The organism is Nostoc sp. C052 (assembly GCF_013393905.1).
Classification (GTDB): Bacteria; Cyanobacteriota; Cyanobacteriia; order Cyanobacteriales; family Nostocaceae; genus Nostoc.
The window spans coordinates 6823102-6835102 of sequence record NZ_CP040272.1; the positions used below are offsets into that span (position 1 = coordinate 6823102).

Annotated in this window: 13 protein-coding genes; 7 read left to right on the plus strand and 6 right to left on the minus strand. The window is 37.7% G+C overall.

Translation table 11 applies throughout. The features are described 5' to 3' along the window. Window positions 1–6: 6 nt before the first annotated feature. The 4 genes from FD723_RS28110 to FD723_RS43135 all read right to left on the minus strand — a co-directional run bounded on the left by FD723_RS28110 (window position 7) and on the right by FD723_RS43135 (window position 1722). On the minus strand, window positions 7–444 hold the full coding sequence (locus tag FD723_RS28110) for a hypothetical protein (protein WP_179068299.1): 438 nt from the start codon (window positions 442–444) through the stop codon (window positions 7–9). Window positions 445–570: 126 nt separating this feature from the next. Further along, on the minus strand, window positions 571–903 hold the full coding sequence (locus FD723_RS44225) for a hypothetical protein (RefSeq protein WP_372743773.1): 333 nt from the start codon (window positions 901–903) through the stop codon (window positions 571–573). Window positions 904–1121: 218 nt separating this feature from the next. Then, window positions 1122–1466 carry a type II toxin-antitoxin system PemK/MazF family toxin gene (locus FD723_RS28120; protein WP_179068301.1) on the minus strand — a complete coding sequence of 115 codons (345 nt, stop codon included), beginning with the start codon at window positions 1464–1466 and terminating at the stop codon, window positions 1122–1124. Continuing rightward, entirely contained in the window at window positions 1453–1722 is a 270-nt protein-coding gene (locus tag FD723_RS43135) for a DUF2281 domain-containing protein (RefSeq protein ID WP_256874952.1), read from the minus strand. The genes FD723_RS28120 and FD723_RS43135 overlap by 14 nt, the downstream gene beginning before the upstream one ends. A gap of 348 nt (window positions 1723–2070) precedes the next feature. On the opposite strand from FD723_RS43135, the gene FD723_RS28135 reads away from it, so the two are divergent. Continuing rightward, on the plus strand, window positions 2071–2670 hold the full coding sequence (locus tag FD723_RS28135) for a hypothetical protein (protein ID WP_256874953.1): 600 nt from the start codon (window positions 2071–2073) through the stop codon (window positions 2668–2670). A 153-nt stretch (window positions 2671–2823) separates the two neighbouring features. Here FD723_RS28135 and FD723_RS43140 read toward each other — a convergent pair whose 3' ends face one another. Together FD723_RS43140 and FD723_RS43145 are read right to left on the minus strand one after the other, a co-directional pair. Beyond that, entirely contained in the window at window positions 2824–3240 is a 417-nt protein-coding gene (locus FD723_RS43140; protein ID WP_256874853.1) for a transposase family protein, read from the minus strand. Next, window positions 3228–3731 carry a transposase family protein gene (locus FD723_RS43145; RefSeq protein WP_256874931.1) on the minus strand — a complete coding sequence of 168 codons (504 nt, stop codon included), beginning with the start codon at window positions 3729–3731 and terminating at the stop codon, window positions 3228–3230. The genes FD723_RS43140 and FD723_RS43145 overlap by 13 nt, the downstream gene beginning before the upstream one ends. Before the next feature lie 78 nt (window positions 3732–3809). Here FD723_RS43145 and FD723_RS28145 point away from each other — a divergent pair, with 78 nt between their 5' ends. The 6 genes from FD723_RS28145 to FD723_RS28170 all read left to right on the plus strand — a co-directional run bounded on the left by FD723_RS28145 (window position 3810) and on the right by FD723_RS28170 (window position 11950). Continuing rightward, the gene (locus FD723_RS28145) at window positions 3810–7430 is read left to right on the plus strand and encodes a CHAT domain-containing protein (protein ID WP_179068302.1); all 3621 of its coding nucleotides are present in this window, start codon (window positions 3810–3812) and stop codon (window positions 7428–7430) included. A 10-nt stretch (window positions 7431–7440) separates the two neighbouring features. After that, the gene (locus FD723_RS28150) at window positions 7441–7773 is read left to right on the plus strand and encodes a hypothetical protein (RefSeq protein WP_179068303.1); all 333 of its coding nucleotides are present in this window, start codon (window positions 7441–7443) and stop codon (window positions 7771–7773) included. 126 nt (window positions 7774–7899) lie between these two features. Beyond that, on the plus strand, window positions 7900–9303 hold the full coding sequence (locus FD723_RS28155; protein ID WP_179068304.1) for a hypothetical protein: 1404 nt from the start codon (window positions 7900–7902) through the stop codon (window positions 9301–9303). A 637-nt stretch (window positions 9304–9940) separates the two neighbouring features. Next, the gene (locus FD723_RS28160) at window positions 9941–11008 is read left to right on the plus strand and encodes a response regulator (RefSeq protein WP_179068305.1); all 1068 of its coding nucleotides are present in this window, start codon (window positions 9941–9943) and stop codon (window positions 11006–11008) included. A 62-nt stretch (window positions 11009–11070) separates the two neighbouring features. After that, window positions 11071–11448: a response regulator transcription factor gene (locus FD723_RS28165; RefSeq protein ID WP_179068306.1), complete on the plus strand. Its 378-nt coding sequence runs from the start codon at window positions 11071–11073 to the stop codon at window positions 11446–11448. A 4-nt stretch (window positions 11449–11452) separates the two neighbouring features. After that, complete coding sequence (locus FD723_RS28170) at window positions 11453–11950, plus strand: chemotaxis protein CheW (RefSeq protein WP_179068307.1); 498 nt, start codon at window positions 11453–11455, stop codon at window positions 11948–11950. Window positions 11951–12001: the final 51 nt, after the last annotated feature.

Genomic DNA, 12001 nt, shown 5'->3' on the forward strand with positions numbered 1-12001 from the left:
TGTGGATTATTGCAGCAAAGGAGTTGTGCCATTACCGTTAGTTGAAGCATTGGCAATTGCAGCTTGAGTAGGTTGAGTAGTAAGAACCGCTACAAGTGGAGTAACTTTTGAAGTAGATTGTTTATTTCGTTTGCGATTGGAGCCGCCAGCTTTGGAATACTCTATACTGTTTCTGCCGTAGACAGTTGCAACTCCACTTAGCATTCGTTCAGACATTTCGGAGAGAGCTTTATCCATCTGGGTTACTGTTTTACGCGATTCTTCCAGATTGGACACCAGCGTATTATTCGCTTCTACCATCGCACGGGTAGTGTTGATTAAGTGGTTGTAGGCTTCAATGGTTAACCCATGTCCCAAATCCAGATTTTCATCAATAGATTTAAGCAAGGCGAGACGAAGTTGGGCTTTGTCAACAGCAGCAGAACCACGAGTTTTTAAAGACATGAGATATCCTTTTTTTAATTCCTTTTTCAAGATAGTGGAGTATCCTTTTGTCTGAGATGGGTAGTTTTTTGGATTTATTTCATTAAAAGTTCAACGGAATAATTACGAGTTTGCCTGTGTTATTACTCATTTTTCATATCGATTTGTTGTTTGAGAATAAGTGCAATCAACAACAGTAATGACAAAATCTATAAATGCGTACCCCGAAATAACAAATGCATATCCCGAAATAACAAATGCATATCCCGAAATAACAAATGCATATCCCGAAATAACAAATGCATATCCCGAAATAACAAATGCATATCCCGAAATAACAAATGAGTACCCCGAAATAACAAATGAGTACCCCGAAATAACAAATGAGTATCCCGAAATAACAAATGAGTATCCCGAAATAACAAATGAGTACCCCGAAATAACAAATGAGTACCCCGAAATAACAAATGAGTACGCCAAATCTATAAATGCGTTGGCGTAGCCCTCACTTCTTTACGAGGGGCTGCGCGTAGCTTGCTTCCCCGTAAGTTTTTATCTCTAACACTGAGCGTATTGGGATATTATGCAGGATAATAGAGATGGTTCAATTAGCGTGTCTAAATTTTCATGCAGTTTGAGTGGGATGAGGCGAAAAATTTAGAGAATCTTCGCAAACATGAGATTGATGTCTGCGGCAATTACTCTATTAATTGAATTAGATATTGACTAAGATTATGTAATAATTTTTTATGCCTTTCTGTTGATATTGTGCCAATTGAGCCAATTATACTGTTACGAGTAATGACAGCTAAAAAACTTAATCTAATAACAGATTGACGAACTAAACCACTGGATTGAAAATCATCATCATGAGGTGAAATGATTTCGTCAAAGTTAGGAATATATTGTTTTAATTGTGTACTAATCCCACATATCAAAAAGTCTTGATATTTTGGCATTTCTCTCAAAATCAGCGTAGGACGGTTTTTTATTTCTCCATTTGCTTGAGGAATAGGAGTTAGTATTATGTTACCTTCTTTCATAATTAGGGTTATATTCTTTAATTGATTCTATGGCATATTCTGGTTCATCTTCTGCATAACATTGATTTAAGTTATTTAAAGAGAAGGATTGCCAATTTTCTCTTTCTTCTGTATTGGTTTCTAAAACGGTTACATCTTCGACTTGTGGAAGTGTTGAAGATTTAGTGATTAAATATTCGGCATAATGTAAAAGTTCAATTTTCAGGGAACTGGGCAAATTTTCTATGATTTTCCATAGGGCTGTTTCGGTACTCATAATTACTCCTTTTGGAATTTATAAGGATTAATATTACTTATTATTTTGATTGTAAGGTACAAGATCGGCGATGCCTAGGTTGGGCTGCGCCTACGCACTATTTTATAGGAGTGATGTCTGCGACGAGGAAGGCGATAAGCCTAACGGCATAGCTTCTCTACGAGAGGCTGCGCCAACGCTTACCGCAAAATCAGTATATTGTCTGTTCACAAGTAAAAAACACTCATCCACGAGGTTCTTTCATTGTCAGAAACACATCATTTATGATGAAATGCTACACTTTTCTGGAATTTAGGGTGTTGGTGTTGAATTTATCTCATGATAAAGTTGTGTATCACGCCCTTACCCATGAATGAACAGCGTCAGCAAGCGTATCTCAACCTCATTCAACGCCTGTTGAATTGCCGTACTAACGATGAATTCCAAGAAACTTTGGCAGGAAACCAAGAATTAGTAGATATTGGCTTCTTGCAGACAATAGAAGCAGAAGCACAGAGGTTTTCACAGCAAGGGGATGAGACGAGAGCGAATTGGTTGCAAAGTTTGGCAATGCAACTAGGGGAAGGGTTGAATGAAGTAGATTTGCAATCGCTCAGTGAAGAAGAGAAACAGGCATATTTCCAATTCTTGATGGACGTACTACAAGCAACCGCAGACAGTAGTGGTGATTCTCAGGTAGTTTACCCCTTGCTGGCAAAGAATACAGACAAACTTGACGGAGTGTTAGCAGAAATATTGCGCCGTTGGGGGACAAATAGACTTGGGGAAGCGAAAGCAGATGAAGCAGAATATTTAGCAGCATTTATTGTTAAATTTAGCAATCTAATTCAGCAATTCCCATTGGGTAGCAAAGCTAGCAATATGGAAATTGCCATCACTGGCTATGAAGTCGCTTTAACTGTCTACACCAGAGAAGCTTTGCCTATTAGACTTATCCGCAAAATGTAAATGCTTACTGTGAATGGGTTTGAGCAATTCAGATTGAATAGGCGATCGCTATCTTACTCTACGAGAAAATAGGTGTTTGGCGGCATTCTGAGACAAAAAATTAAAATTAGAGTAAAAAGTACAAAACGATGAAATCAATTTCAGGATAAAAAATTAAGTATTAATGGTTAAGGATACTAAGCGATTAAGTCTTAACCTAATCAGCCCACAAACTGCCAGAATTACCTGACTATATCGATGACGAGCGAGACGGAATTTTTCCGAGGCTACTCGAAATATTTTTACCCGACATATCATGTGTTCAACGGCAATTCTGCGAGACGAAAGTTGTTTATTCTCTTGTTTTTGGAATTCCGAAATTTCTGTATTCTTTCGTTTCTTATGAGGTGTGGTAATGGCATCATCTCCAATATAGGCCTTATCACCTATAAACCTTTGTGAGTCAGCAAATTTATTCCGAGTATCTCGAAATAAATTAATATCACTTGTTTTTCCCAGCATTCCCACACAGATATCTACAATATCTTCACCACCTGGTAAGACAATAAACTGGTTTTTTAGAGTATGCATTTTTTTCTTACCAGAGTAATATCTTTTTGTTCTTGATAGTCTACAGGTCTCGCTGTAGCCTGTTCTGCACTATCAACAATTAATTCATACTCGGACAGCATTTGCTGCAATTCTTGATATTTTTGACTATCTACTGACGCTTCTTCTATTTGAGATGCTGGTAAAATTTCTCTCAAAATATCTACCCAATAGTTAAAAGCATCATTCGCTTTTGTTTTGGAAATATCAAAGAGTAACCCTAAAATTTCAAAAATTGGTTTTTGTCTGAGGTAAACTAGACACAAGCATATTCCTTCTTTCGGTGACATCTCTGGTTTGCGTCCGCCTCCCTTGGCAATAATCCGAACTTTATTTTTTTCAATTTCTGCTTGTTTCTCTCTATGCCTTTTTTCCGCTAAGGATACCAATGCTAAAAACTGGTCATAATTAATCCCTATTAATCGTTTTGCTTCGTGGGGATGTGATTCAATTCTTGCTAAAGGGTTTGTCATATTATCTACATATAATTTTTACTCCGTTTTTTATTATCCCACTTTGTTTATATTAAGGATAAGTCTATTGATTGGGCAATGACGCAAAATAATCTTGCTGCTGCCTACACCGATAGAATAAAAGGAGACGGAGCAGATAACATCGAAATTGCGATCGCTGCTTATACTGCTGCTTTAACTGTCTACACCAGGGAAGCTTTGCCTATTGATTGGGCAATGACGCAAAATAATCTCGCAATTGCCTACAGCGATAGAATTAAAGGAGACATAGCAGATAACATCGAACAGGCAATCGCGGCTTCTACTGCTGCTTTAACTGTCAGAACCAGAGAAGCTTTGCCTGTTGATTGGGCAGCAACGCAAAATAATCTCGCAAATGCCTACAGCGATAGAATTAAAGGAGGCAGGGCAGATAACATCGAAAAAGCGATCGCTGCTTATACTGCTGCTTTAACTGTCAGAACCAGGGAAGCTTTGCCTTTAGATTGGGCAGCGACGCAAAATAATCTCGCAATTGCCTACAGAGGGAGAATCAAAGGAGACAGGGCAGATAACATCGAAATTGCGATCGCTGCTTATACTGCTGCTTTAACTGTCAGAACCAGGGAAGCTTTGCCTTTAGATTGGGCAGCGACGCAAAATAATCTCGCAATTGCCTATAGCGATAGAATCAAAGGAGACAGGGCAGATAACATCGAAATTGCGATCGCTGCTTATACTGCTGCTTTAACTGTCTACATCAGGGAAGCTTTGCCTATTGATTGGGCAATGACGCAAAATAATCTCGCAAATGCCTACAGGGAGAGAATCAAAGGAGACAGAGCAGATAACATCGAAAATGCGATCGCGGCTTTTACTGCTGCTTTAACTGTCAGAACCAGGGAAGCTTTGCCTATTGATTGGGCAGCAACGCAAAATAATCTTGGACTTGCCTACAGCGATAGAATTAAAGGAGACATGGCAGATAACATCGAACAGGCAATCGCTGCTTATACTGCTGCTTTAACTGTCTACATCAGGGAAGCTTTGCCTCAATATTGGGCAGCAACGCAAAATAATCTTGGACTTGCCTACAGCGATAGAATCAAAGGAGACAGGGCAGATAACATCGAAATTGCGATCACTGCTTATACTGCTGCTTTAACTGTCTATACCAGAGAAGCTTTGCCTTTAGATTGGGCAATGACGCAAAATAATCTTGCAAGTGCCTACAGAGAGAGAATTAAAGGAGACATAGCAGATAACATCGAAATTGCGATCACTGCTTATACTGCTGCTTTAACTGTCAGAACCAGTGAAGCTTTGCCTATTGATTGGGCAATGACGCAAAATAATCTCGCAATTGCCTACAGCGATAGAATTAAAGGAGACATAGCAGATAACATCGAACAGGCAATCGCTGCTTATACTGCTGCTTTAACTGTCAGAACCAGGGAAGCTTTGCCTATTGATTGGGCAGCAACGCAAAATAATCTTGGACTTGCCTACAGCGATAGAATCAAAGGGGACAGGGCAGATAACATCGAAATTGCGATCGCGGCTTTTACTGCTGCTTTAACTGTCTACACCAGGGAAGCTTTGCCTTTAGATTGGGCATTGACGCAAAATAATCTCGCAATTGCCTACAGCAATAGAATTAAAGGAGACAGGGCAGATAACATCGAAATTGCGATCGCGGCTTTTACTGCTGCTTTAACTATCTACACCAGGGAAGCTTTGCCTTTAGATTGGGCATTGACGCAAAATAATCTCGCAATTGCCTACAGCAATAGAATTAAAGGAGACAGGGCAGATAACATCGAACAGGCAATCGCTGCTTATACTGCTGCTTTAACTGTCAGAACCAGAGAAGCTTTGCCTCAATATTGGGCAATGACGCAAAATAATCTCGCAAATGCCTACACCGATAGAATTAAAGGAGATAGGGCAGATAACATCGAAATTGCGATCGCTGCTTATACTGCTGCTTTAACTATCAGAACCAGAGAAGCTTTGCCTATTGATTGGGCAGAAACTTTGTTCGGACTGGGAATTGCTTATCAAAATGCAAACAAGTTTGATTTAGCATACAATACTTTTAAATCTGCTATTGTCACCATAGAATCTTTACGAGAAGAAATAGTATCTGGTGAAGAAAGTAAACGCAAACAAGCGGAACACTTTAACGAAGTTTATAGCCGCATGGTAGAACTTTGCAGGGAATTAGATAATATTACAGCAGCGATTGAATATGTTGAACGTAGTAAAACCCGTAATTTGGTTGAGCAAATCCTCGAACGTGACTCTAAAACTATCTTCCCTTCAGAAGTATTCACTCAATTAGAAAAATACAGGGATGAAATAGCCGTAGGACAATCTCAAATCCAAAACGGCAAAGCTGAAAATACAAAAGTTTTAGCACAACATCTTCAACAGTTGCGACAGCAGCGAAATGAATTGCAAGACAGCTATTTACCAGTTGGTTATAGTTTCAAATTTGACTCATTCAGAGCTACTTTGGATGAGCATACAGCCATTATTGAGTGGTATATTGTCAACGATAAAATCCTGGTGTTTATTGTCACAAAGCAAGGAGAGGTAACTGTTTGGCAATCTCAACCAGAAGACAGAGAAGCTTTGAGAAATTGGGCAATTCAATATTTGCAGAATTACTACGGTCAAAAAGACCAATGGCAGAATAGCTTAGGGGAAGAACTCGAAAAATTAGCTTTGATTCTGCACATTGATGAAATATTAACCCAGATACCAAAGCACTGCGATAAAATCATCCTAATTCCCCATACTGCCCTGCATTTATTCCCCCTTCATGCAATTCCAGTAAATCAAAATTCTGAAAATTCGTCTTGTCTTCTGGATTTATTTGCTGGTGGTGTGAGCTATGCACCCAGTTGTCAACTACTGCAACAAGTACAACAGCGACAACGTCCTGATTTTCAATCTCTATTTGCAATTCAAAATCCTACAGAAGACCTGAATTACACCAATTTGGAAGTAGAAAGCATATTATCTTACTTTCCCTCCCATCAAGTATTATCCAAAAAACAAGCCACAAAAGCTGCCTTATCCCAAGCAGCAACAAAATTAAAAGAAGCAAATTATCTCCACTTTTCTTGTCACGGTTCTTTCAACTTAAATTATCCCCAAAATTCTTTTTTATTATTAGCAGATGCCTTTGTTTCCCCTATTCCTGATGATGCTAACCCAGAAAGATATCTCAAGGTTTCCGATACGGAAGCTATAGATTTAAGTAAATGTTTGACATTGGGTAATTTATTTGAACGAACCTTCGACTTTAGTCAAACTCGTCTCGTGGTTCTCTCAGCCTGCGAAACAGGTTTAACTGACTTCAATAATACCAGCGATGAATATATCGGCTTACCTAGTGGCTTTCTCTACGCAGGTAGTAGCAGTGTTGTAAGTAGTCTATGGACGGTAAACGATTTATCAACATCCTTTTTGATGATTAAGTTCATTCAAAATTTAAAAGATGCTACAGATATGTCAATACCACTTGCTATGAATCAAGCCCAGCGTTGGTTGCGGGATGCTACTAAAGAAGAATTGCAGGAATGGGTAAAAAAATTGGCGTTAGATAGCACTAAGAAAGGAATGATACGTCGTCAAATTAATAATATGACTGGAGAGCAACCATTCAACTCTCCCTTTCATTGGGCTGCATTTACTGCTGTTGGCAAATAGGAGAATAATAATGTCTGATTATGAAACAACTGTTAATATTTTTATCCATCTGCTGAATACTCAATCTTCTCTATTTTCAGCAGAGGATAAAATTACACTAATGAAATTGATTAATAACCAACCTGATGACATTGAATCTTTATCCAATGCTATCTCAGATTGGTGTGCAAAACATTCTGAAGTAGATAAAGCTTTAGGAGAATTTGAGAAAATAGTAGTAAGAGGGCCAGGGGATAAGCAAGCAAATACAAATATTCCCAAATACGAACTTGATAAAAAGAATATACTTAATGAGATTCAACAAAGTTCGTCATCTGCTAAGGAGACAAAAAAAAGGACTTAGGCTAAGGGACTTTCAAGTAATAAAATATCCCAATATTTCTTGTAGGATGGGCGTCTCGCCTGTCCTGTGAACTGGGCGGGCAAGATGCCCACCCCACAATATTGAATAATTTATCTTTAATTTAAAATGGATTATTTTTCAACAGGAAAGATAGCTTATCCTAAACTAACTCTTTATGTCTTTCATCTGAAGCATAGCTTGGCACAAAAACCTAAGATTCCTGTAAAAAATGCCAACGATTTATGGTTAAAATGCCAGCAGCTTGGTAAACAACTGGGTATTCCTAAACTAGAAACTTTACCTGAACTGATTGAAAAAGCAAATAATAAAAAAACTAGCATCACTGGAGAAATACTTCCCGAACGTTTATTAAAATTTACCGCCATCCAACATCAACAAAATCTACACTTAAGCGGTGAAGCTAATCCCCTAGAAATTCACGATACCTACGCCCTTGATTTAACTCTACGTTATCCTGATCCAGAAGTAAAACTTTCTGATTTAAGAGGGCTAAATCCAGATGATTGCTTACTTTCTAAAAATATCAAAGCTTCTCTAGGACAAACCCTAGTATTTTTTGCTCAACCTCTAGGAAAAATAGATGATGAACAAGCATTCGCTAATGCTTGTGTCAAAGCATTATTATCAGAAGAAACTGTCCAAAAACTAAATATTTATCGTCAGCATCAAGGGCAATTATTAGGTAGTCCGATATTTGAATATAACAATGATACTGATTTTCCTGAAGAACAGTGTCATTTACTAATTTGGTTAAATACCCATTCCCTAACTACACAATTAGAAAACAAAGGAGAATATTATTATCCTTTAATTGACCTTCTTCTTTGTCGCAGTAAAATTATTTATGCTCGTTATGAAGCTATGTGGTGTTATGAACAAGCTAGATTAGCTTATTATAAGCTGGAAAGGTATAAACAAGAATTTAAAGAGCAAAAAAATAACTCTATAGATTCAAAATTTGATAATTTCAATCAATGGCTTCAGGAAATACCAGAAATTTCTTTTAATTATGTTGATTATTTAAGAGATTTAGAACTGCACAGAACTACGATTCAAACTAATATTAAAAACTATCGTTTATATCTTGAAAAACTAAATAAAATAGGCATTGACTCAGATAATGTAGAATTTTTGTCTAACTTCCTAGAACTGGCTGAAGATACCTATGTCGAACAGATTAACACAAACTTAGCTTATCTTACCCCCGGTCAAAACCTCTTTGACCAGATGATTGGCACAATTCGCGGCATAGTAGAGGTAGAACAAGCCAAACGCGATCGCTCTTTAGAAAACACCATCCAAGTAGTAGGTATAGCTTTTGGTGGTGGTGCAATAGTTTCTGGTGTCGTCACCCAATACATAGATAAACCCTTCGCACCGACTAATTTCAAGTACCCAATTTCTCCCCTGGTGTTATCTTTGCTGTGGAGTTTTCTAGCTGTCGCCTTTCTTGGTTCAGTGGCGCGTTTGTGGATTAAACTCAGACAGAAGGGAACAAAAGGAAAGTAAGTGGGGTTAGAGCAAGTTATCCTAACTTACACAACGTCCACAGTATGACTAAACTGGCTGTGCGATCGCGCAAATTTTTTGAACAAACATCTCTGCCAAAGTAGTAAAATCTTGCTTTAGTATAAAATTTTATTTGAAATATTTTACCTCCCGACCTTCTCAGGTCTGTTTTATTTTTACCAAACAAACCAGTATTATCCCTGTAGTCACAAGGCGTTAATTAATAGAAAGTGGCTTCATTTAGTACTCATATCCTTAAAGACTAGATTTTACTTAAGTGTAAATACAGAAGTTCAAAGATATTATTTTAAGAAAATCAGTATTATTCCTGTGGTCAGAATGGGGTTACTCAATGGAAAGTGGCTTCATCTAGTCTTGACATTTCTATGTCTTATTTTTCCCGAATGTTTATAAATCTCAGTAACAGGAAGTAAATTAATAACAATTTACGAATTTACTGAGATTTGAGCATTTGAATATAAAGCGGTTTTCGTTGAGTTTCACCACAAATCCTAGAGGTCAAAATTGTGTACTTTAAAATACAAAACTTTGAAGCCTTTTACTTAACTTTAATTTGTGGAATAACTCTGCACGAACTTAGCTTACACGTATCGAATTTAGCTGAAGTAAAAGCAAAATGAGCACAACTCCTATAGGTAGCTACAGGTTGTTCCAGAAACTACATCCGCTATCTCTGTTGGCACAATTGACTAGTCGTCGTGCTACAGGTTGCTTAAGCATATTTACCGGGATAGTTTCTTGGTCAATCTATCTAGAGGACGGTAAACTTACTTATGCCTCCTATTCAGATAAACTGTTTGAGCGTCTTGACAGTCACTTGCGGCGATTGAGTCAGCAAATTCCTGCTCTCAATAGCGCTACTCGCGTGCAGATGCGGCTGATGTTTGAGACAAAGAATGAACATCAATCAATACCAAATGCAGATTACCAAGCTATTTGTTGGCTAGTAAATCAGGACTATATTACCTCTGTGCAAGCAGGAAGCCTGATAGACGAATTGGCAAAAGAAGTGCTGGAATCATTTCTGTGTTTAAAAGAAGGTAGCTATGAATTTAGCCCTGAAAGCTCTTTGGATGAATTACCAAAATTCTGTCGTCTAGATTTACGGTTACTTGTTGAACACTGTCAAAAGCAATTAAGAAATCGGCAAAATATCCAGTCATCCATTCCGGCTGGTGGGGGTTCCCAAGTTCTGGCTGCAACACAACAGACTCAAGTTCAGCCACAATTGCAAATAAAAATTGGTCAAAAATTGCCGATACCAATCAATTTTGATCTTCCTGAGAATAATAAAATTAGTCAGCCAACTGTTGGTAAAAAATTATATACAATTGCCTGCATTGATGATAGCCAAACAGTTTTGAATTCCATTAAACACTTTTTGGATGAGAACACATTTTCAGTTGTGATGATCAACGATCCAGTAAAAGCTTTAATGCAAATTCTGCGGAGTAAACCCGATCTGATTTTGCTAGATGTTGAAATGCCAAGTTTAGATGGTTATGAGCTATGTTCCTTATTACGGAAACATTCAGCTTTTAAAAATACACCAATCGTGATGGTGACTGGTAGAACAGGATTTATCGACAGAGCAAAGGCTAAAATCGTCAGATCATCAGGATATTTGACCAAGCCTTTTACACAATCAGAATTGCTAAAAATGGTTTTCAAGCATCTTGGTTGATTTCAATAATGTAAATAAAAATAACAAAATACGTTTAATTTATTTTTTTAGGAGATTTAATAGTGAGCCTGACTTTGCTTGGCACGATTCTGATCGTAGAAGATTCTCCCAGTGAATTGGAATTAATGAGCCATTATCTCAAAGAAAGTGGTTACAACGTAATTAAGGCAAGTGGTGCAAAAGAAGGTTTAGAAAAAGCTGTGTTAGAACAACCAGATGCGATCGTTACTGATGTCGTAATGCCAGAAATGAGTGGATTTGAATTATGTCGTTCTCTGAGAAGAAATCCAATTACTGCAAAAGTACCGATTGTGGTTTGTAGTTCCAAGAATCAAGAAATTGACCGTTTGTGGGCGATGAGGCAAGGTGCAGATGCCTATATAACTAAGCCTTATACCCGCGAACATCTCCTACGTACTATTAAATCAGTGGTAATTTGAATCAATGACTAGTACAAACATTACTCTTCCTGAAAAAACAACTCAAAATAACTTAGTAGATGGTTATCTGAAGTTTCAGCTAAATCAACAAACTACTGCTGTTTTATCAATGAGGCATACACAAGAAGCTATTCTAGTGCCCATTGAATCTATCACCTCAATGCCAAATATGCAGCCCTGCATATTAGGATTAATGAATTGGCGGAGTCGGATAATTTGGGTAGTTGATTTGCCAAGAATGCTTAATTTAGAATCCCTAGATTATCGACTGCGACAGTACAATGTGATTGTTATCCAAGTGGAATCATTAGTGTTAGGCTTAGTTGTACAAGAAATAAAAGGTACAACCAAGTTCATCATTGATGATATTCATTCTCCCATAGGACAAGTGGCATCCAGTTTAGTTCCTTATTTATGTGGGTGCGTTGTGCAACAGGAAGAAATATTACTGGTATTAGATGCACAGGCGATTGTGCAATCTTCTATTCTCCGCAGTGATTAGAGTGTATTACTAAAAAAGATTTTTAGTGTTCTTATTCACATACTTAGGAGA

Excerpts from the sequence above, each read along its gene's own strand:
- FD723_RS43135 (WP_256874952.1), bottom strand. The coding sequence starts at position 1,722 with ATGAGTACCGAAACAGCCCTATGGAAAATCATAGAAAATTTGCCCAGT.
- FD723_RS43140 (WP_256874853.1), bottom strand. The coding sequence starts at position 3,240 with ATGCATACTCTAAAAAACCAGTTTATTGTCTTACCAGGTGGTGAAGAT.
- FD723_RS28150 (WP_179068303.1), top strand. The coding sequence starts at position 7,441 with ATGTCTGATTATGAAACAACTGTTAATATTTTTATCCATCTGCTGAAT.
- FD723_RS28135 (WP_256874953.1), top strand. The coding sequence starts at position 2,071 with ATGAATGAACAGCGTCAGCAAGCGTATCTCAACCTCATTCAACGCCTG.
- FD723_RS28145 (WP_179068302.1), top strand. The coding sequence starts at position 3,810 with ATGACGCAAAATAATCTTGCTGCTGCCTACACCGATAGAATAAAAGGA.
- FD723_RS28110 (WP_179068299.1), bottom strand. The coding sequence starts at position 444 with ATGTCTTTAAAAACTCGTGGTTCTGCTGCTGTTGACAAAGCCCAACTT.
- FD723_RS28155 (WP_179068304.1), top strand. The coding sequence starts at position 7,900 with ATGGATTATTTTTCAACAGGAAAGATAGCTTATCCTAAACTAACTCTT.
- FD723_RS28170 (WP_179068307.1), top strand. The coding sequence starts at position 11,453 with ATGACTAGTACAAACATTACTCTTCCTGAAAAAACAACTCAAAATAAC.
- FD723_RS43145 (WP_256874931.1), bottom strand. The coding sequence starts at position 3,731 with ATGACAAACCCTTTAGCAAGAATTGAATCACATCCCCACGAAGCAAAA.
- FD723_RS28160 (WP_179068305.1), top strand. The coding sequence starts at position 9,941 with ATGAGCACAACTCCTATAGGTAGCTACAGGTTGTTCCAGAAACTACAT.
- FD723_RS28120 (WP_179068301.1), bottom strand. The coding sequence starts at position 1,466 with ATGAAAGAAGGTAACATAATACTAACTCCTATTCCTCAAGCAAATGGA.